This is a genomic window from Brenneria sp. hezel4-2-4 (genome assembly GCF_013155275.1).
GTDB lineage: Bacteria > Pseudomonadota > Gammaproteobacteria > Enterobacterales > Enterobacteriaceae > Brenneria.
Map to the genome: position 1 here is coordinate 130100 of NZ_JABJXS010000008.1, position 19238 is coordinate 149337.

The window sequence follows — 19238 nt, forward strand, 5'->3', positions numbered from 1 at the left end:
TGCAAACAAACCACGCTACCGCCCCTGGCTCGACAGCTACCAGTGGACTGAGATGACCGATCGGGCGGCACAGCGGTTTGCGGTGCGCCATTTTAGCCTGCCATGGTACTAAAACCCAGCTCCCTGTCACAGCGATAATTGCCTATATCACGATGTTATATGTGGTTATTACTTAAGCCATCTGCCGGTCAATGTGGTGCCGAGGCAAAAGGTCAGCAGCCAGGCGATTAGCATATCGCGAGAGTACAAAATAACATCGCTCAAACCGTACATGAGTAGCGCAAAAATCATGGCTGCCAACAGATGGCTTCTGAGTATAAAGACGGAAAAATAGATCAATGCGGCATAGAGCATCAGCAGGATAAAAGCGCCGGGCAACCCTTTAAGAGAAAAGGCATCGATCGCTTCATTATGGAGATGCACGTTCAGGAATCCTACGGCGCCCGCCAATCCGGGATCCTGTTCCGCCAACTGAACAATACGCACTGAACGCTGTTCCGCCGATTGGCCGAACAACGCGTCTTCGCCGACCTGTACGCCGGCCTGGTACATGGCCAGGCGGGCGCCGACTGACGTTTTGCTGTTGTTCATACTGTAATTGCGGATATCGTTAATCAGATCGTTGGTGCGCTGATGGATCGTCTCCTGGAAGAGAAACGAGCACAGCAGAACAGTGATAACCGAACCCGCAAAGGCTTTGATAAATAAACGCCTATTGTGTCTGACTTCTGATAATAAAATCGTGGCGCCGACAATCGGATAAACAAATATTGCCGCCCGCGTTTCCGTGAGCAGAATGGCGATGGTCATCAACAGAAAATGAGCCAGATAAAGGTAATACTTGTAGGGTGTACTGAGCGTTAATATCGCCTGGGCGCTCAGCGCGCCGATAAAGGTAAGGAAATAGGCCGCGCTGGTTGCCGGGCCGAATACCAGCCCGATACGGTGCACACCGCTAAATAAGGACTGATAAAAGGCATAGCCCAGCGTCAGAGCGCAGATCGCCAGGATGCAGGGAAGCTGAAATTTTTGCTTCTCCCGGGCGATATGCAACGTCGTTAGTAGGATGAATGCCCCCAGAATACAGGCGTGGGCGGAGGTTTCATAGGCGTTGTAGACTGCGGAAAAGGCGGTGTCCGGCTGATAATATTGATGATACCAGACAAGATTGGTCAGGCCGAGGAGCAACAAACACAGCGGGATCGTCAGAAGTCGTTTGGTCGCCGCGATGGTTTTCAGGTGCGTCATCACGTAAAAAACGGAAAGCGAACCGGTCAGGTAGAAAACCCAACCGGCGACGATGGTACTGAATGGCATAATACAGAGCGTCAGTAAACAGCCGGGGAAAATAAGATTAAGGGCGAGGGCCGCGCTTATGCCGGAAGATCTTGTCAGATCATATCCTAAGTTATTGATCATCTATTTATTCAACGTGGGGAGAGCGGGATTACTCGCCTGATGGAGTTAATTCTATCATTTGATCCAGCTTTTGGCGGACTTCCCCGGCCGTAATTGTACTCATCTGCCGATTTTCAGACATTTCCACTGCCTGATTCAGCCCATAACCGCCAATCAATCCCGGATCGGTCGGGCCATACAGGGTGATATTCGGACGATCCAGCGCCGCGGTTAAATGGCTTAAGCCCGTATCGACGGAAACCACCGCTTTTGCTCCGGCCAGCACCTCGGCGACCTGTTGCAGCGTAAGACGAGGTAAAACGTCGACGTGCGCAAACCCTTGCGCCAGACGCAGAGCGCGCTGGCGTTCATGCTCCGCGCCCCAGGGAAGCTTGATCCGGAGTCCGCTGGATTGCAGTAGGGAAATCAGCTCGCGCCAGTGAGATTCCGGCCAGTGTTTTTCATCCCGGGTAGTAGCATGAAGAAAGACCAAATATTGATTGGCATCGGCCGGTAGCTGGGAAAGAAAGCGCTGAGCGATGGCATAATCGCCGCGCTCGGCGGGTTTCTTGTAGCCAAGGCTGGCGGCGAACAGTTCGCGCACGCGTTCTACGGCATGTTGCCGACGGCTGACGGGATGGCGGTAGTTATAGAACCCGCTCGCCAGGGGTTCCCGCGCGCTTTTACAGTCGAGACCGTGCTTTTTGCCTCGGGCAAGGCGGGTGACCAGCGCGGCGCTTTTAATTAACCCCTGGGCATCGATCACCGCATCATAATGATATTCACGTAGTTGCCGCTTAAAATCTTTGCGTTCCTGACGTGTCTGGGCGCTGAACCAGCTTTTTCTCCAGCGCCGGATAGCCACCGGGATCACGCGGGATACGGCCGGGTGCCAACCGGGGATCTGGGCAAAGCCCTCTTCCACCACCCAGTCGAAGGTTATGCCGGGCAGGGCCAGCATGGCGTCGGTTAACGCGGGTAACGTATGCAGCACATCGCCCATTGAGGATGTTTTGATAATCAGCACCCTCATGCGGGTTCTCCCGGCGTGGTCAGATATTTTTCCAGCGCGTCGAGCACGCGCTCCGGTTGGATGTCAATCAGGCTTTGATGATATCCCTGCTCGGCATCGCCTTTGCGCACCCGGTGATAACCGGTAATCAGGCGAATGACCTCCGCCTGATGCGACAACGGCGGGGTGAAGTCCGGGCTGCTGGGGCCATAAAGCGCGATGAGCGGACGGTTGAGGGCGGCGGCAATGTGCATTAATCCTGAGTCATTGCTCACTACCGCGTGGCAGGCGGCGATCAGCACTACCGCCTGTTCCAAAGCGGTTTTCCCGGCGAGGTTGGCGCAGTGTTGCTGCGCTTTCTCGGTTAAGGCCTGGCGGATATCCTCGCCTGCCGCTTGGTCGCTGGCCGAACCAAACAGGACGACCTGATAGCCCCGTTCAATCAACTTCTGCGCCAGCGTGGCGTAATGATAATGCGGCCAGCGTTTAGCGGGGCCAAATTCTGCGCCGGGACAAAAACCAATCATCGGACGCGGATCGCGCAGGCCGAAAGTTTGCGTCATCTCAGCGGTTTCTTCCGCGCTAACCTGTAGCTGAGGCCACAGTAACGGCTGCGGAAGATCTTGAGCGCCATGAACGCGTTGGCGATCGTAGGCCAGCGCGACATAGCGCTGCACCATCAACGGAAATGCCGCTTTATCCAGTACGCGGATATCATTCAGCAGCCCGTAACGCATTTCACCGCGCCAGCCGGTGCGTTGCGGGATACCGGCGAAGAAAGGCACCAGCGCGGATTTAAACGAGTTAGGCAACACGTAAGCGCGGTCGTATTGGGCGGCCCGCAGGGAAATCCCCAAACGGCGACGCTCCCCCAGCGCCAGCGCGCCGTGGCCGAGCGGCATCGCCAGCGCCTGATTAACCTCGGGCATACGGGCCAGCAGAGGACGGCACCAGGCGGGGGCCATCACGCCAATGACCGCTTGCGGATGTTCAGCCTTCAGCGCGCGATACAGGCTGTGCGACATCATCATGTCGCCTACCCAGGAAGGGCCGATGACCAGAATTTTCATACCGTTTGTCCGTTCCTTATCCGATTAAACGGTACGGTTTAGCCAGGCCATGTATTCGGCAACGCCTTCGGCGACGGTTTTAAACGGTTTATCGTAACCGGCGGCGCGCAGGTTGGTCAGATCGGCCTGGGTGTACGCCTGATAACGGCCTTTCAGCTTGGCCGGGAATTCAATGTATTCCACGCTGCCTTTTTTATGGAATGCCAGCGTGGCGTCAGCGACAGCCTGGAAAGATTCCGCCCGGCCGGTGCCGCAGTTGAAAATGCCGGAAACCCCTTTTTGCCAGAACCACAGGTTGACGTCGGCGACATCGCCGACGTAGATAAAGTCCCGCTTAAAGTTTTCGCTGCCGGCGAACAGTTTCGGGTTTTCACCCTGATTGATCTGGTTGTTCAGATGGAAGGCGACGCTGGCCATGCTGCCTTTGTGCCCCTCGCGCGGGCCGTAGACATTGAAGTAGCGGAAGCCGCAGATTTGCGACTCGGCGTGCGGCAGAATTTCGCGCACGTACTGATCGAACAGGAACTTGGAGTAGCCATAGACGTTCAGCGGTTGCTCATATTGGCGATCTTCAATGAAGTTATCGTTGCGGCCGCCATAGGTTGCGGCAGACGAGGCGTACAGGAACGGGATGTTGCGATCGAGGCAATATTGCAACACATCTTTGGAGTATTGATAGTTGTTATCCATCATGTACTTGCCGTCCCACTCGGTGGTCGACGAGCAGGCGCCTTCGTGGAAGACGGCATCGATATCACCCAGATCGTCGCCAGCGATGATGCTGGCGATGAAATCTTCTTTATCCAGGTAGTCTGTGATATCCAGATCCACCAGATTGACGAATTTCGTCCCGTCTTTCAGGTTATCGACGACCAGAATATCCCGATAACCCATATCATTGAGAGATTTTACAATATTGCTGCCGATGAAGCCGGCGCCGCCAGTAACGATAATCATGGGGTCTACCCTTATTAATCTTGCCGGTGAAGCACCACGCCTCACGCTGTCTATAAGCGCTATAATAGCATTACATTTTACGGCAAGCAGCCTGAGGTTTTTTTAGCGCCGTTTCCTGCATTCGTTCTCGCGCCGGACGAAGATAAATACCGCGTGACGCAGATTGCATTTTCAGATTCTTTCTCCCTCATTCACGTCCACTTCCGCTAGTTTATTAATCTATACCCGTCATACTTCAAGTTGCATGTGCGTTGGCCGCGCTCAGTCACCCGAATCACTTACCTGAGTAAGCTCATCGGGATTCCTTCACTTGCCGCCTTCCTGCAACTCGAATTATTTAGGGTATACATGGCATCCTTTTTACCGGAGAGATCGCTTATGCCCGCCGCTTTTTATCAGCAACTCGCCACACAGATTATGGCTGCCCGCACCGAGGGCTTATTCAAACAAGAGCGCATCATTACCTCTCCGCAGCAGGCTGAAATTGATGTCGCCGACAGCGGTAAGCTGCTCAATTTTTGCGCCAACAACTACCTTGGGCTGGCAAATCACCCGGAGCTGATCGCTGCCGCGAAACAGGGACTGGAGAGCCACGGTTTTGGTATGGCGTCGGTGCGTTTTATTTGTGGCACGCAGGATATTCATCAGCAGCTGGAGCAAAAGCTGGCTGACTTTCTGGGAACGGATGATGCGATTCTTTATTCCTCTTGTTTTGATGCCAACGGCGGTCTGTTTGAAACGCTGGTGGGTCCGGAAGACGCCATTGTTTCCGATGCGTTGAATCATGCTTCGATCATCGACGGTATCCGTCTTTCCAAAGCCCGACGTTATCGTTACGCCAACAACGATATGAGTCAGTTGGAAGCTCAGCTTCAGCGGGCAAGGGCGGAAGGCGCACGCCATATCATGATCGCTACCGATGGCGTTTTTTCGATGGATGGCGTTATCGCCAATCTGTCGGGGATCTGCGATCTGGCCGATCGCTACGATGCGTTGGTCATGGTGGATGATTCGCATGCGGTCGGTTTTGTCGGGGCGCAGGGGAGGGGAACGCACGAATATTGCGGCGTGATGGATCGTGTCGACATCATCACCGGGACATTGGGCAAAGCGCTGGGCGGCGCCTCTGGCGGCTATACCGCCGGGCGTCGTGAGGTTATCGAGTGGCTGAGGCAACGCTCGCGCCCTTATCTGTTTTCCAACTCGCTGGCGCCGGCGATGGCGGCGGCGTCGCTCAAAGTGCTGGACCTGCTGGCGGATGGCAATGAACGACGCCAGCGGCTGTGGGCGAACGCCAGTCTGTTTCGCGCGCAGATGAAGGCGGCGGGATTCACCCTTGCGGGGGCCGATCATGCCATTATTCCGGTTATGCTGGGGGAGGCCCGGTTAGCGCAGGACTTTGCCGCGGCGCTGCAACGCGAAGGTATTTACGTCACCGGATTCTTTTATCCCGTCGTCCCCAGCGGCCAGGCCCGCATTCGTACCCAAATGTCCGCGGCCCACACGCTGTCGCAGGTTCAGCGGGCGGTTGACGCCTTTATCCGGGTAGGCAAACGCCTGGGCGTGATTGACTGAGATCACGACGATGAAAGCATTGGCGAAATTGCGCCCCGAGGCCGGTATCTGGATGATGGATGCGCCCAAGCCGGAACTGGGGCATAACGACATTATGATTAGCATTCGTAAAAGCGCCATCTGTGGTACGGATGTGCACATTTATAACTGGGATGAGTGGTCACAGAAGACCATCCCGGTGCCGATGGTGGTCGGACATGAGTATGTCGGCGATATCGTGGCCATCGGTCAGGAAGTGAGCGGTTTCAACATCGGCGACAGGGTATCCGGCGAAGGGCATATCACCTGCGGATATTGCCGCAACTGCCGCGCGGGACGCCGGCATTTGTGTCGCAATACCCTTGGCGTGGGAGTAAACCGTCCCGGAGCGTTCGCCGAGTATCTGGTTATCCCCGCCGAAAACGCATTCCGTATTCCTGACAATATTTCCGATGAGCTGGCGGCGATTTTCGATCCCTTGGGCAATGCGGTGCATACCGCGCTGTCGTTTGATTTGGTCGGCGAGGATGTATTGATTACCGGCGCGGGGCCGATCGGTGTGATGGCCGCGGCAGTGTGTCGCCACGTGGGCGCCCGGCATGTGGTGATTACCGATGTGAACGATTATCGACTGGATCTCGCCCGTAAAATGGGGGTATCGAGGGCGGTAAATGTGGCGCATGAAAATCTTTCAGACGTCATGCTGGCGCTGGGAATGACCGAAGGGTTTGATGTCGGGCTGGAAATGTCCGGCGCGCCGCCTGCGTTTCGCGCCATGCTGAAAGCCATGAATCACGGCGGCCGCATCGCCATGCTCGGTATTCCCCCGGAGCCGATGTCGATTGACTGGGGCGAGGTCATATTCAAGGGGCTGTTTATCAAAGGTATCTATGGTCGGGAAATGTTTGAAACCTGGTACAAGATGTCCGCCCTGCTCCAGTCCGGTCTGGATTTATCCCCCATTATTACGCATCGTTTTCCGATTGATGATTTTCAAAAGGGATTTGATGTCATGCGTTCCGGGCAGTCGGGGAAAGTTATTCTCAGTTGGAAGGGATAACTTCCGGCTTGAGTGACCTGTTTGCGCCTCAAATTGAGGCGCAAACACGAAAAATAAACCTAGGGTCTCACATCCGATTCGGCGGGCGCTACCCAGGTTTGCCAACGACGTTTTACAAATGTGATGGCGGCGCTATCGCGAATGCTGCTATCGACCAGTTTGAACATCACATCGTTTTTCACGGGTTCAGGCGGGCGTTTCACCAGGCATTGTTTGATGCCCCGGAATGGATTACGCGGTTTAACCGGTTTCGGCGTCTCTGGCGCGGGTGACGGTTCGTAATGCCAGGTCGGTTCATTCAGCAACTGGCTTGGACGCACCAGTACGATATCCGCATCCAACGCGGGCAGCATTTGCTGCAACACTTTGATGGTCGACGGATGGGGATGCCCAATGGCGATGGCGGAGCCGCTGCGCCGTGCAATCTGCACTGCGCGGTTAAACTGGCGGCGGATGTCGGCTTCGTTCTGGCTATCATCCAGAAAAACCTTTCGTTTAATCACTTTTACGCCGGTTCCTGCGGCGGCCTGAGTGGCTTTGCTGCTGCCGATCGTCATACTGTCGAGAAAATAGAGCTGATAGGCGCTCAGGGCCTGCATCACTTTTTGCATACCGGGGAGATCGGCGGTCATCGCGCTGCCCATGTGGTTATTCAGGCCGACGGCATAAGGCACATTATTGACCGACTGACGGATAATGCGCTGGATCTCTTCGCCGCTCATGTCCGGGCGCAGCGTGTCGCGCTCCAGCGGCTGTTTGCTCATCGGCGCCATCGGCAGATGGATCAGGACTTCCCGTCCCTGATTATGCGCTTTGGTCGCCATTTCTCTGGCGTAAGGCGCATTGGGAAGCACCGCCACCGAAATGGCCGCGGGCAGGTTTAAAACCTGATTTTCGTTATGCGGACGGTAGCCGAAGTCATCAATCACAATGGAAAGCTTACCGGCCATACCGGATTGGGAGAGCACCAATAGACTGAAAAAAAATAAGATTTTTGATTTTAAATGATACAAGACTATCTTCCCAACCAAGGTTGTGGGTTTACCGCCTGACCCTGGCGACGAATTTCAAAATAGAGCGCAGGCTGGCTTTGTCCGCCGCTGGTGCCGACCAGCGCGATAGGCTGGCCTGCTTTAACCTGTGCCCCGACGGAAACCAACGCGCTTTGGTTATAGCCATAAAGACTCATGTCGCCCTTGCCGTGCTGGACGACCACAACCAGACCATAGCCTTGCAGCCAGTCGGCCATCAGCACGTTGCCATCGGCGATGGCCTTGACTTCGGTTCCTTCCGGCGCGGCGATGACCAGCCCTTTCCAGCGTAGCTCGCCTTGCAGCGGTTCACCAAAACGATGCTCAATATTCCCCCGAACCGGCCAGAAGGCCTGTGCGGCCGGTCGGCCGAGGCCGCCGGTGCGCGCCATGAGCGAGCGCTCGTTTTCTGTTGGTTTGTAGCTGCCGCCGCTGCGTTTGGCCTGTTCTTCTTTGGCGCGGACTTTGGCCGCCTCACGGGCTTCCCGCTCGGCCCTTGCTTTGGCTTCGCGCTCAGCGCGGGCGATTTGATCGCGCAGGCGCGTTTCATTCTGACGTAATTCGGTGAGCTGTTGCCGATCTTTTTCCAGCGAGCTTTCCAGCGTCGATAGGGTTTTTTGCCGCTCTGTCTGCGCCTGCTCCAGCGTTTTCTGCTGTTGCTGCTGGTCGCTCAACAACGTTTTCTGCTGCGTCTGTTTTTGCTCAAGCAGTTGTCTCTGGCTGGCCAACTCGGTTCGCGTTTGTTGCAACTCATTGATGGATTTCTGCCGTGCTTCGTTCAGGTAGCCAAAATAAGCCAGGATACGTTCACTGCGCTGGCTCTCTTCGCCGCTCAGAATCAACTGCAAAGCGCTGTGCTGACCCTGTCTGAATGCGGCATCAAGCTGGCGGGAAAGAATTTCTTGCTGTGTGTCTTGCTGTGATTGTAATTTGGCGATGGATGCGCCAAGCGCGTTCAGCTCTTTATTCAGCGTGGACAGCGTATTGCGCGTTTCATGCAGTTGACGGCTTGATTGCGCGATAGACTGCTCCTGCTTTTTCAACTGCTGGACTAACGCGCCGCGCTGTTGCTGTTGCAGTCGAACGCTTTTTTCCTTGGCGGCGATATCCTGTTGCAGGGCTTTGAGCTGTTGCTGATTATCCGCCGCCTGGCTGAAACCGGACAGCAGCAAGGCGCCGACGCAAAACGCGCTGGCGCACCGGGCGAACAGCTTGTGTAACGCCCGGGATTGAATTTTGGCGCGACATACTGCTCTCAACTGTACAGATAACGCTTTTTTACTCATAGCGAAGGATTATTCCACGATGAACAGCGGCTTACCAGTCGTCTCTTTCTGGATTTCTATTTCCATTCGTGACAAGGATGACACGGAATCCGCAGCAGGGATGCATCAATAATAGATAAATGGGAACGTATGCGCATAGAATGGTTGAATTACACAATCTGTGAGGTGATTTTTACCTATCGCGCCGCAGATTCAGTACGCTATGTTGGCTTACTGGCTGTAATTGCCGTATCGCGCAGGTATACTCAGGAACCTTATATTTTATCGCTTAACTGATTCGGGAGTCGTTATACCCCATGCAAGAGATTATGCCATTCATTAGCAAGCACCCTATATTGAGTTTGGCCTGGGTTGCCCTGTTGGTCGCCGTCATTGTGCTTACTGTGAAGAGTAAACTTTCTAAAGTGAAGGAAGTGGTTCGCGGTGAAGCGATCCAATTGATCAACAAAGAAGACGCCGTGATAGTCGATATTCGCAATCGTGACGACTATCGTCGCGGCCACATCGCCAATGCGTTTAACCTGTTACCCAATGATATTAAAAACGGCAGCGTAGGCGAGTTGGAAAAACATAAAGCGCAACCGGTGATTGTGGTGTGCGCCAACGGCATTTCTTCGCGCGAAGCGGCGGATAACCTGCTCAAAGCAGGATTTGAACGCGTATTGGTGTTGAAAGACGGCCTTGCCGGCTGGAGCGGTGAAAATCTGCCCCTGGTCCGCGGCAAATAACGGTTCGCCGCAAATAATTCTTGCAAGACGGCGCAACGGGCTGTCCGCAACGCTAAAATGACTAATGTGCTGGCGTCCACCTTCTCTGACGATGGAAGGCGTCAAAAAAACCAACAAAAGGTATTATTCAACATGTCTGAACAAAACAACGCCGAAATGTCTTTCCAAATCCAGCGTATCTATACCAAGGATATCTCCTTTGAAGCGCCGAACGCCCCTCAGGTATTCCAGCAGGAATGGCAGCCTGAAGTGAAGTTGGATCTGGACACGGCATCAAGCCAACTGGCGGAAGATATTTATGAAGTGGTGCTGCGCGTTACCGTCACGGCTTCGCTGGGTGAAGAAACGGCATTTCTGTGCGAAGTTCAGCAAGGCGGGATTTTCACCGTTGGGGGCATTGAAGGCACTCAACTGGCGCATTGCCTGGGCGCGTATTGCCCGAACATTCTGTTCCCTTATGCCCGCGAGTGCATCACCAGCCTGGTTTCCCGCGGCACCTTCCCACAGCTGAATCTGGCGCCGGTTAACTTTGATGCGCTGTTCATGAACTATTTGCAGCAACAAACGGCAGATGAAAATGCCGCGCCGCGTCAGGATGCCTGATGAACGCGTCTGACGCTTCAATGACCGTGATCGGTGCCGGTTCATACGGCACCGCATTGGCGATTACCCTGGCGCGTAACGGTCATCGGGTGGTGCTCTGGGGTCATCAGCCTGAGCATATCCGTGCATTGCAGGCGGCCCGCTGCAATCAGGCGTTCCTGCCTGACGTTTCTTTTCCTGATTCGCTGCAACTGGAAACCGATCTGGCGCAGGCGCTGGCGGCCAGCCGGAATGTTCTGGTGGTGGTTCCCAGCCATGTGTTCGGCGATGTGTTGCGTCAGATTAAACCCCATCTGCGCGCTGACGCGCGGATAGTGTGGGCGACGAAAGGGCTGGAAGCGGAAACCGGACGCTTGTTGCAGGACGTGGCCCGAGAAGCGTTGGGGGAACAAATCCCGCTTGCTGTCGTATCCGGGCCGACCTTTGCGAAAGAGTTGGCCGCCGGCCTGCCTACGGCGATTGCGCTGGCGGCGACGGATGACGCATTTGCCGATGATCTTCAGCGTTTGCTGCATTGCGGTAAAAGTTTCCGGGTATACAGCAATCCTGATTTTATCGGCGTACAGCTGGGCGGGGCGGTTAAAAATGTTATTGCTATCGGCGCCGGTATGTCTGACGGCATTGGCTTTGGGGCCAACGCACGTACGGCGTTGATTACCCGGGGTCTGGCGGAGATGACCCGGCTGGGTGTGGCATTGGGCGCCGATCCCACCACTTTTATGGGCATGGCCGGATTGGGCGATCTGGTGCTGACCTGTACCGATAACCAATCCCGTAATCGACGTTTCGGTATGATGCTGGGGCAGGGGATGGGAGTTCAGGAAGCGCAGGATACGATTGGTCAGGTTGTCGAAGGATATCGCAATACCAAAGAGGTATTGGCATTAGCGAAGCGTTACGGCGTTGAAATGCCGATTACCGAGCAACTTTGGCAAGTCCTGTACTGTGGAAAAGATGCCCGGGAAGCAGCGTTAAGTCTGCTGGGGCGTACACGCAAAGACGAAAGCACTCATTTATAACATCCTATGACCAAGCTTGCTTAATGCCGGCGGCCTAGGGTGTTTTTTGTGTGTGAACGGCGTCGGCGACAAATTGTATACCCAAAGTCATGGGCGCTGCGGGCGGGCGGTGAGTGAACGAACATCCCTCGCGACTTCAAGCCGGCAGGGTATAATTCGGTATGTGGTACTGCGGAGAGCAAGGCAATGTCGACAGAAGAACTGGAACTGGTCTGGAAAAATATTAAGGCTGAGGCGCGTAATCTGGCGGATTGCGAACCGATGCTGGCCAGTTTTTTTCATGCCACATTGCTGAAACACGAAAATCTGGGTAGCGCGCTAAGCTATATGCTGGCTAATAAGCTGTCTAGTCCGATCATGCCCGCCATTGCCATCCGTGAAGTCGCTGAAGAGGCTTACCATGCCGATCCGCAGATGATCATTTCCGCCGCGCGCGATATTCAGGCGGTCTGCCTGCGCGATCCCGCCGTGGATAAATACTCAACGCCGTTGCTTTATCTGAAAGGATTTCACGCCTTACAGGCGTATCGCATCGGTCACTGGCTGTGGTCTCAGGATCGTAAGGCGCTGGCGATCTATTTCCAGAATCAGATCTCGGTGTCCTTTGGCGTTGATATTCACCCGGCTGCGACTATCGGCTGCGGGATCATGCTCGATCATGCGACCGGTATTGTGATCGGCGAAACGGCGATTGTTGAGAATGATGTGTCCATTCTGCAATCCGTTACCCTGGGCGGTACGGGGAAAACCAGCGGCGATCGCCATCCTAAAATCCGCGAAGGGGTAATGATCGGCGCGGGCGCCAAGATCCTGGGGAATATTGAGATCGGGCGCGGCGCCAAAATCGGCGCGGGTTCGGTGGTTTTACAGCCTGTTCCGCCCCATACCACCGCTGCCGGCGTTCCTGCCCGGATAGTCGGCCGTCCGGAAACGGATAAGCCGTCAATGGATATGGATCAGTATTTCAACGGTGTGAATCGTGGTTTTGAGTATGGAGACGGTATTTAATACCGTCGCTTCATACGTCAATAAAAAACGTTATTTATAAATTATCCGCCAGCTCGCTGTTGTTAGTTATTCAGGGTAGGAAACGTCTGAAACTATTTCACGGATAGTCATTTAGTTAACTACCCTCGTCGTATTTTACTACATAATGACGAGCTGTTTTATTGTCGTACTATCTGTGCAAACAGAATGGGTTGAACGATATATTCTGATATCTGTGTAGGTGGTGTTATGGTTGCAGAGAGTTCAATAATGTATTTAAAGCGCGTTTTAATAACCCTGTGTTTTATGGCGTCATCCGCTATGCCGATGTTGGCTCATGCAACTGACACGGAAAATAATTACTCTGCGGCGAACAACGGTGCGGATAACCGCAGCGCCGGAACCGTCACGGCAGAGCACGATGAAAGCTGGTGGCAGAGAAGTAAAAATAACCTGTCTAAAACCTGGTCGGAATCACCAAACCACGATATCTACATCCCGGCGATTACCTGGCATAACCGCTGGACGTACGATAAAGAAAAAACGGATGAGTATAACGAGCGTCCGTGGGGGGCCGGGTATGGCGTGTCGCGCTTTGATGAAGATGGCGACTGGCATGGGATTTATGCCATGGCGTTTAAGGATTCCCATAACAAATGGGAGCCTATCGGCGGCTATGGTTTTGAGAAACGCTGGCGGCCGACCCGCGATCAGGACTTCCAACTGGGGTTAGGTTTCACCGCCGGCGTCACGATGCGCGACAACTGGAACTATATTCCTATTCCGGTCTTGTTGCCTCTGGCATCAATAAGCTACCAAAAGCTTTCTTTTCAGGCGACGTATATTCCCGGCACTTATAATAATGGGAACGTCTTTTTTGCCTGGTTCAGATGGCAAATTTAATAGTGATATTCAATCTTCTTATTACTCACTTCGATTAATTGCTAACCCCTTTCGGAATATTGAAAGGGGTTATTTCTTTTGATGCCTTTGCCGGAATGTATCGACGATACATTGCAATTGATTACATCGGTTCAGGCTAAGTTTTTGCCGTACAGCTTTTGAGGATTGTTAGCTGTTTATTTGCTCAGATGTAAACCATATTGGTTAAAATTTATTTTCTTTCCTCCGTTACAATAATGGCACTTCTTTGCTGAGCGGATATTGTGCTGTGCCATTACTCGTTATCACCACTATATTGTGGGCTTTTTCATTTAGTCTGATTGGCGAATATCTGGCGGGCCAGGTCGATAGCTGGTTTTCCGTATTGATGCGCGTCGGGCTGGCTGCGTTGGTGTTCCTGCCCTTTTTACGTTGGCGGGGCTATGCGCCGCGCGTCATTTTACTGTATCTACTGGTTGGCGCCTGCCAACTGGGGATTATGTATCTATTTGTTTTTCAGGCTTATTTATATCTTACTGTGCCGGAGTTTTTGCTCTTTACGGTGATGACGCCGTTATATGTCACGCTGATTTACGATCTGTTGCGGCGTGAGCGTCTGCGTTGGGGGTATGTCTTTAGCGCGTTGCTGGCGGTGCTGGGCGCGGCGGTGATCCGTTACGATGAGGTCAGCACGCATTTTGTCTGGGGACTGGTGCTGGTTCAGGCAGCGAACATCTTTTTTGCCATCGGGCAAGTCGGGTATAAGCGCCTGATGGAAGTCCATCCGATGCCGCAACACACCGCCTTTTCATGGTTTTATCTGGGCGCGCTGGCGGTTTCGGTGGTCGCCTGGCTGTTGTTCGGCAATGCCAACCAACTGCCCACCACCTCGTTGCAGTGGGGGGTTTTAATCTGGCTGGGTGTCGCGGCCTCGGGTCTGGGCTACTTTATGTGGAACTACGGCGCCACTCAGGTGGATGCGGGCACGCTGGGGATCATGAATAATTTCCATGTTCCGGCCGCGCTGCTGGTCAATCTGGCTATCTGGCAGGAAAAACCCCATTGGCCGAGCTTTATCATCGGGGCATTAATTATTATGTCCTCGTTGTGGGTGCACCGGCATTGGGTCGTGAAGCGTCCCGCACAAACGGTAAATGATCGCAAGCGTGCTGACGCGCCGAGCGAATAAACGCTTCGATCACCGGTTGGCGCTGTTCTCCGTCCCGGACGGCGGCGTACAACCGGCTCCATAACCCCTCTCCCAACGTTTTTGTCACAATCAGCCCCTGACGTTCAAAACTTTCCACCACCCAGTGCGGCAGCGCGGCGATCCCCATGCGGGCGGCAACCATTTGAATCAGCAGCAAGGTGTTGTCGACGCTCTTCAACGCCGGGCTGATGCCGGCAGGTTGCAGAAAATGGCGCCAGACATCCAATCGTTGACGCTGAACCGGGTAGATCATCAGGGTTTCCGCGCTTAAGTCTTCAGGTTCGATTTTTTCTTTGGCGACCAGCGGATGATCGGGCGCCAGCACCAGTCTGACCTCAAAATCAAACAGCGGCGCATAGTGCAGCCCGCTGCGCGGCAGGATATCCGAGGTCATCACCAGATCCAGTTCGCCCTGTTGCAGAGCGGGTTGCGGATCGAACGTGACGCCGGATTTAAAATCCATCGCCACCTGCGGCCAGCTTTGATGGAACTCATCCAGCGCCGGCGTCAGCCACTGAATACAGCTATGACACTCAATCGCCAGACGCAGCGTGGTTTGGTGCGGTTCGTGGCATGCCTGTAACGCCTGCTGGATCTGCGGCAACACCTGCTCGGCCAACTGCAACAGGATCTCTCCCTGCGGCGTGAAGCGCAGCGGCTGGCTTTTACGCACAAATAGCCTGAACCCAAGACGCTGTTCCAGATCGCTGAACTGGTGGGACAACGCCGACTGGGTCTGATGAAGCGCAGCGGCAGCCGCGGCTAACGATCCCGTATTGCGCAGTGCTTGCAGCGTTCGCAGGTGTTTAAGTTCGATCATGAGAGTCCTTCACAGTGACAGTGAATAAATTGCGCTTGTGCATCATACACTACCTGCGGATTATGGATGTGTAAACATCTGGACGGCTAAATGAGGAATTACGATGACGATTTTAAATCACACACTGGGTTTTCCACGTGTTGGATTGCGACGCGAATTGAAAAAAGCGCAGGAAAGCTATTGGGCAGGCAACGCGACACAGCAAGAGTTGCTGACTGTCGGACGTGAACTTCGGGCGCGTCACTGGCAGCAACAAAAAGATGCGGGCGTCGATCTGCTGCCGGTGGGTGATTTTGCCTGGTACGATCATGTGCTGACCACCAGCCTGCTGTTGGGCAACGTACCGGCCCGTCATCAGAACGCGAATGGCTCCGTTGACCTGGATACGCTGTTCCGCATTGGTCGCGGACGGGCGCCGACCGGCGAACCCGCCGCCGCCGCCGAAATGACCAAGTGGTTCAACACCAACTACCACTATATGGTCCCGGAGTTTACCAAAGGGCAGCAGTTCAAACTGACCTGGACGCAGTTGCTGGATGAAGTGGATGAAGCGCTGGCGTTGGGGCACAAGGTGAAGCCCGTGCTGCTGGGGCCGGTAACCTATCTGTGGCTCGGTAAGGTAAAAGGCGAGCAGTTCGATCGTTTATCGCTGTTGCAGGACATTTTGCCGGTCTATCGCCAGGTGCTGACTGAACTGGCTAAACGTGGCATCGAATGGGTACAGATCGATGAACCCGCATTGGTTCTGGAGTTGCCGCAGGAATGGCTGGCGGCGTTCAAACCCGCATACGATGCGCTGCAAGGGGCGGTGAAATTATTGCTGACCACCTATTTCGACAGCATCGGTCAGAATCTGCCGACCATCAAAGCGCTGCCGGTACAGGGGCTGCACGTCGATCTGGTGCACGGCAAGGATGATGCCGCGGCGTTGAATGCGCAATTACCCGCTGACTGGCTGCTGTCGCTGGGCGTGATTAACGGGCGTAACGTATGGCGCGCCGATCTGAGTGGTTGGTTTGAACGTTTGCAACCGCTGGCGGGCAAACGCACGCTTTGGCTGGGAAGCTCCTGTTCGCTGCTGCATAGTCCGATCGATCTCAACGTGGAAACGCGCCTGGATGATGAAGTAAAAAGCTGGTTTGCGTTTGCTATCCAGAAGTGCGCCGAGCTGTCGCTGTTGTCTCAGGCGTTGAATAGCGGCGACGATCGGGCGCTGGCGGCATACAGCGCGCCGATCCGCGCCCGCCGTACCTCGACCCGCGTGCACAATGCGGCGGTGGCTCAGCGTCTGGCGGCCATTACGCCGCAGGACAGCCAGCGCCGGCAGCCGTATCCGCTGCGCGCCAAAGCACAGCGCGAGCGTTTCAATCTGCCCGCATGGCCGACAACCACCATTGGTTCTTTCCCGCAAACCACGGAAATTCGCGGCCTGCGTCTGGACTTCAAGCAAGGGCGTCTGGACGGCAATCATTATCGTACCGGCATCGCCGAACACATTAAGCAAGCGGTGGCGGAGCAGGAACGTCTGGGGCTGGACGTGCTGGTGCACGGCGAGGCCGAGCGTAACGACATGGTGGAATACTTCGGCGAACATTTGGACGGCTTTGTGTTTACGCAGAATGGTTGGGTGCAGAGCTACGGTTCCCGCTGCGTGAAACCCCCGGTGATTATCGGCGATGTCAGCCGCCCTGAAGCGATTACCGTTGAGTGGGCGAAGTATGCCCAGTCGCTGACGGATAAGCCGATGAAAGGCATGCTGACCGGCCCGGTCACCATCCTGTGCTGGTCTTTCCCGCGAGAAGACGTGACGCGGGAAACCATTGCCAAACAGATCGCGCTGGCGCTGCGCGATGAAGTGGCGGATCTGGAAAAAGCCGGTATCGGCATTATCCAGATTGACGAACCTGCGCTGCGTGAAGGTCTGCCGCTGCATCGCTCCGACTGGTCGGCCTATCTGGCCTGGGCGGTGGACGCCTTCCGTCTGAATGCGGCGGTCGCGCAGGATGACACGCAGATCCATACCCATATGTGCTATTGCGAATTCAACGACATCATGGATTCCATTGCGGCGCTGGACGCCGATGTGATCACCATTGAAACGTCACGTTCCGATATGGAATTGCTGGAGTCGTTTGAAGAGTTTGAATACCCGAATGAAATCGGCCCGGGCGTGTATGATATTCACTCGCCGAACGTGCCGAGCGTTGAATGGATGGAAGCGCTGTTGCTTAAAGCCGCGCAGCGTATCCCGGCGGAGCGCCTATGGGTTAACCCGGACTGCGGCCTAAAAACCCGCGGCTGGCCGGAAACCCGTCAGGCGCTGGCGAACCTGGTACAGGCGGCCCGGCGTCTGCGTGAAACGCAGTAAGCATGTATCAATGACCAGGGAGGCGAAAGCCTCCTTGAGGTTGCTGACAAAGCCTGGTGAGCGGCGATAATGGATGGATCGTAAAGACGCTGCAAGTACGTCCCTGTAAGCTCGAACCGCGCCATCCCTGGCGCGGACGCTTTACTCTTCCATTCCATTATCACCGTTCGATAAAGGGTGATAGGTTTGTCAACGGTCTGAGGGAGGCGAAAGCCTCCTTTTTTCATTTCGGCAGCAAATTTCACTTCTGCGACAAATCGTATCGATGAGTAAAGAATCTACAATAAAAGGGGCGAACGGCGGGAAGCGTTGTGAAGCTCTGATTGGTGATGCGTATCACGTTTTTATGTACGTTTAGTTTTTGTTTCTTTTTTATGAGTGATAGTCATCACTAAAAATGCCATCGTAATACGATAAAGTCTGTCCTTATCCCTCTGATTATCCAACTCATTGCCTGGGAGGCGGTTATGTCTACATCTGATGTGTTCCATCTCGGTCTGACGAAGCATGATTTACAAGGGGCGACGCTGGCGATTGTTCCCGGCGATCCCGAGCGCGTCGAAAAAATAGCCCGTCTGATGGAGAACCCGGTACATCTGGCGTCGCACCGTGAATTCACCTCCTGGCGCGCCGAATTGGACGGAAAGACGGTTATTGTCTGCTCTACCGGCATTGGCGGCCCGTCAACGTCGATTGCGGTTGAAGAACTGGCTCAGCTTGGTATCCGCACTTTCCTGCGAGTCGGCACTACCGGCGCTATTCAGCCGGGCATCAATGTGGGAGATGTGCTGGTGACGACGGCGGCGGTGCGCCTTGACGGCGCCAGTCTGCATTTTGCGCCGATGGAATTTCCGGCGGTGGCGGATTTTGCCTGTATGACCGCGCTGGTCGAGGCGGCGAAAGCGGCCGGCGCCGCGCTGCATGTCGGCGTGACCGCATCATCCGACACGTTTTATCCGGGGCAGGAACGTTATGATACGTTTTCCGGCCGCGTGGCGCGCCGCTTCCGCGGTTCAATGGAAGAGTGGCAAAGCATGGGCGTTTTGAATTATGAGATGGAATCTGCCACGCTGCTGACCATGTGCGCCAGCCAGGGGCTGCGCGCCGGCATGATCGCCGGGGTTATTGTCAATCGCACCCAGCAGGAAATTCCTGATGCCGCGACCATGAAGCTGGCGGAAACGACGGTCGTTAAGGTTATGCTGGATGCCACCCGTCGATTGCTGGCCTCGGCATAATTGTTCTTTAAGCCA

The 19238-nt window shown here is 54.7% G+C and carries 17 protein-coding genes; 10 read left to right on the forward strand and 7 right to left on the reverse strand.

All coding sequences use genetic code 11. The features are described 5' to 3' along the window. Positions 1-168 precede the first annotated feature (168 nt). The 4 genes from HOY33_RS15675 to rfaD all read right to left on the reverse strand — a co-directional run bounded on the left by HOY33_RS15675 (position 169) and on the right by rfaD (position 4437). Positions 169-1317, reverse strand: a complete 1149-nt coding sequence (locus HOY33_RS15675; RefSeq protein WP_253906980.1) for an O-antigen ligase — start codon at positions 1315-1317, stop codon at positions 169-171. Positions 1318-1447: 130 nt separating this feature from the next. Continuing rightward, positions 1448-2431, reverse strand: a complete 984-nt coding sequence (gene rfaC / locus HOY33_RS15680) for a lipopolysaccharide heptosyltransferase RfaC (RefSeq protein WP_172291073.1) — start codon at positions 2429-2431, stop codon at positions 1448-1450. After that, positions 2428-3480, reverse strand: coding sequence for an ADP-heptose--LPS heptosyltransferase RfaF (gene rfaF, locus HOY33_RS15685; protein WP_172291074.1), 1053 nt, complete (start codon positions 3478-3480; stop codon positions 2428-2430). Before rfaF ends, rfaC begins: the two co-directional genes overlap by 4 nt. Positions 3481-3504: 24 nt before the next feature. Next, on the reverse strand, positions 3505-4437 hold the full coding sequence (gene rfaD / locus HOY33_RS15690; protein ID WP_172291075.1) for an ADP-glyceromanno-heptose 6-epimerase: 933 nt from the start codon (positions 4435-4437) through the stop codon (positions 3505-3507). A 378-nt stretch (positions 4438-4815) separates the two neighbouring features. On the opposite strand from rfaD, the gene HOY33_RS15695 reads away from it, so the two are divergent. Both HOY33_RS15695 and tdh read left to right on the forward strand, forming a co-directional pair. After that, on the forward strand, positions 4816-6012 hold the full coding sequence (locus tag HOY33_RS15695; RefSeq protein WP_172291076.1) for a glycine C-acetyltransferase: 1197 nt from the start codon (positions 4816-4818) through the stop codon (positions 6010-6012). A gap of 10 nt (positions 6013-6022) precedes the next feature. Further along, positions 6023-7051: an L-threonine 3-dehydrogenase gene (gene tdh, locus HOY33_RS15700; RefSeq protein ID WP_172291077.1), complete on the forward strand. Its 1029-nt coding sequence runs from the start codon at positions 6023-6025 to the stop codon at positions 7049-7051. 59 nt (positions 7052-7110) lie between these two features. Here the strand turns inward: tdh and HOY33_RS15705 are convergent, their stop codons facing one another. Both HOY33_RS15705 and envC read right to left on the reverse strand, forming a co-directional pair. Further along, on the reverse strand, positions 7111-8001 hold the full coding sequence (locus HOY33_RS15705; protein WP_172291078.1) for a divergent polysaccharide deacetylase family protein: 891 nt from the start codon (positions 7999-8001) through the stop codon (positions 7111-7113). 65 nt (positions 8002-8066) lie between these two features. Continuing rightward, positions 8067-9368: a murein hydrolase activator EnvC gene (envC, locus tag HOY33_RS15710; protein ID WP_172291079.1), complete on the reverse strand. Its 1302-nt coding sequence runs from the start codon at positions 9366-9368 to the stop codon at positions 8067-8069. A 296-nt stretch (positions 9369-9664) separates the two neighbouring features. Between envC and HOY33_RS15715 the strand changes: the two genes are divergently transcribed. From HOY33_RS15715 to HOY33_RS15740, 6 genes are all read left to right on the forward strand, one after another. Beyond that, the gene (locus HOY33_RS15715) at positions 9665-10096 is read left to right on the forward strand and encodes a rhodanese-like domain-containing protein (protein WP_172291080.1); all 432 of its coding nucleotides are present in this window, start codon (positions 9665-9667) and stop codon (positions 10094-10096) included. Positions 10097-10228: 132 nt separating this feature from the next. Beyond that, the gene (gene secB / locus HOY33_RS15720; protein WP_172291081.1) at positions 10229-10699 is read left to right on the forward strand and encodes a protein-export chaperone SecB; all 471 of its coding nucleotides are present in this window, start codon (positions 10229-10231) and stop codon (positions 10697-10699) included. After that, positions 10699-11718: an NAD(P)H-dependent glycerol-3-phosphate dehydrogenase gene (gene gpsA, locus HOY33_RS15725; RefSeq protein WP_172291082.1), complete on the forward strand. Its 1020-nt coding sequence runs from the start codon at positions 10699-10701 to the stop codon at positions 11716-11718. The genes secB and gpsA overlap by 1 nt, the downstream gene beginning before the upstream one ends. A 186-nt stretch (positions 11719-11904) precedes the next feature. Next, the gene (gene cysE / locus HOY33_RS15730; protein ID WP_172291083.1) at positions 11905-12726 is read left to right on the forward strand and encodes a serine O-acetyltransferase; all 822 of its coding nucleotides are present in this window, start codon (positions 11905-11907) and stop codon (positions 12724-12726) included. Positions 12727-12975: 249 nt separating this feature from the next. Beyond that, a complete protein-coding gene (gene pagP / locus HOY33_RS15735) occupies positions 12976-13608 on the forward strand; it encodes a lipid IV(A) palmitoyltransferase PagP (RefSeq protein WP_253906981.1) in 633 nt (210 codons plus the stop codon). A 268-nt stretch (positions 13609-13876) separates the two neighbouring features. Continuing rightward, positions 13877-14776, forward strand: coding sequence for a carboxylate/amino acid/amine transporter (locus HOY33_RS15740; protein ID WP_172291084.1), 900 nt, complete (start codon positions 13877-13879; stop codon positions 14774-14776). Here the strand turns inward: HOY33_RS15740 and metR are convergent. Next, positions 14682-15617 carry an HTH-type transcriptional regulator MetR gene (gene metR / locus HOY33_RS15745; protein WP_172291085.1) on the reverse strand — a complete coding sequence of 312 codons (936 nt, stop codon included), beginning with the start codon at positions 15615-15617 and terminating at the stop codon, positions 14682-14684. The two genes, HOY33_RS15740 and metR, sit on opposite strands and share 95 nt — an antisense overlap. Before the next feature lie 103 nt (positions 15618-15720). Here metR and metE point away from each other — a divergent pair, with 103 nt between their 5' ends. Both metE and udp read left to right on the forward strand, forming a co-directional pair. Then, positions 15721-17985: a 5-methyltetrahydropteroyltriglutamate--homocysteine S-methyltransferase gene (gene metE / locus HOY33_RS15750; RefSeq protein WP_172291086.1), complete on the forward strand. Its 2265-nt coding sequence runs from the start codon at positions 15721-15723 to the stop codon at positions 17983-17985. Positions 17986-18452: 467 nt separating this feature from the next. Next, entirely contained in the window at positions 18453-19223 is a 771-nt protein-coding gene (gene udp, locus HOY33_RS15755; RefSeq protein WP_172291087.1) for a uridine phosphorylase, read from the forward strand. The last annotated feature ends 15 nt before the right edge of the window (positions 19224-19238 follow it).

What these genes read in the sequence shown, in the direction of transcription:
- HOY33_RS15675 (WP_253906980.1), bottom strand. Translation starts at nt 1,317, where the DNA reads ATGCCATTCAGTACCATCGTCGCCGGTTGGGTTTTCTACCTGACCGGT.
- rfaC (WP_172291073.1), bottom strand. Translation starts at nt 2,431, where the DNA reads ATGAGGGTGCTGATTATCAAAACATCCTCAATGGGCGATGTGCTGCAT.
- rfaF (WP_172291074.1), bottom strand. Translation starts at nt 3,480, where the DNA reads ATGAAAATTCTGGTCATCGGCCCTTCCTGGGTAGGCGACATGATGATG.
- rfaD (WP_172291075.1), bottom strand. Translation starts at nt 4,437, where the DNA reads ATGATTATCGTTACTGGCGGCGCCGGCTTCATCGGCAGCAATATTGTA.
- HOY33_RS15695 (WP_172291076.1), top strand. Translation starts at nt 4,816, where the DNA reads ATGCCCGCCGCTTTTTATCAGCAACTCGCCACACAGATTATGGCTGCC.
- tdh (WP_172291077.1), top strand. Translation starts at nt 6,023, where the DNA reads ATGAAAGCATTGGCGAAATTGCGCCCCGAGGCCGGTATCTGGATGATG.
- HOY33_RS15705 (WP_172291078.1), bottom strand. Translation starts at nt 8,001, where the DNA reads ATGGCCGGTAAGCTTTCCATTGTGATTGATGACTTCGGCTACCGTCCG.
- envC (WP_172291079.1), bottom strand. Translation starts at nt 9,368, where the DNA reads ATGAGTAAAAAAGCGTTATCTGTACAGTTGAGAGCAGTATGTCGCGCC.
- HOY33_RS15715 (WP_172291080.1), top strand. Translation starts at nt 9,665, where the DNA reads ATGCAAGAGATTATGCCATTCATTAGCAAGCACCCTATATTGAGTTTG.
- secB (WP_172291081.1), top strand. Translation starts at nt 10,229, where the DNA reads ATGTCTGAACAAAACAACGCCGAAATGTCTTTCCAAATCCAGCGTATC.
- gpsA (WP_172291082.1), top strand. Translation starts at nt 10,699, where the DNA reads ATGAACGCGTCTGACGCTTCAATGACCGTGATCGGTGCCGGTTCATAC.
- cysE (WP_172291083.1), top strand. Translation starts at nt 11,905, where the DNA reads ATGTCGACAGAAGAACTGGAACTGGTCTGGAAAAATATTAAGGCTGAG.
- pagP (WP_253906981.1), top strand. Translation starts at nt 12,976, where the DNA reads ATGTATTTAAAGCGCGTTTTAATAACCCTGTGTTTTATGGCGTCATCC.
- metR (WP_172291085.1), bottom strand. Translation starts at nt 15,617, where the DNA reads ATGATCGAACTTAAACACCTGCGAACGCTGCAAGCACTGCGCAATACG.
- metE (WP_172291086.1), top strand. Translation starts at nt 15,721, where the DNA reads ATGACGATTTTAAATCACACACTGGGTTTTCCACGTGTTGGATTGCGA.
- udp (WP_172291087.1), top strand. Translation starts at nt 18,453, where the DNA reads ATGTCTACATCTGATGTGTTCCATCTCGGTCTGACGAAGCATGATTTA.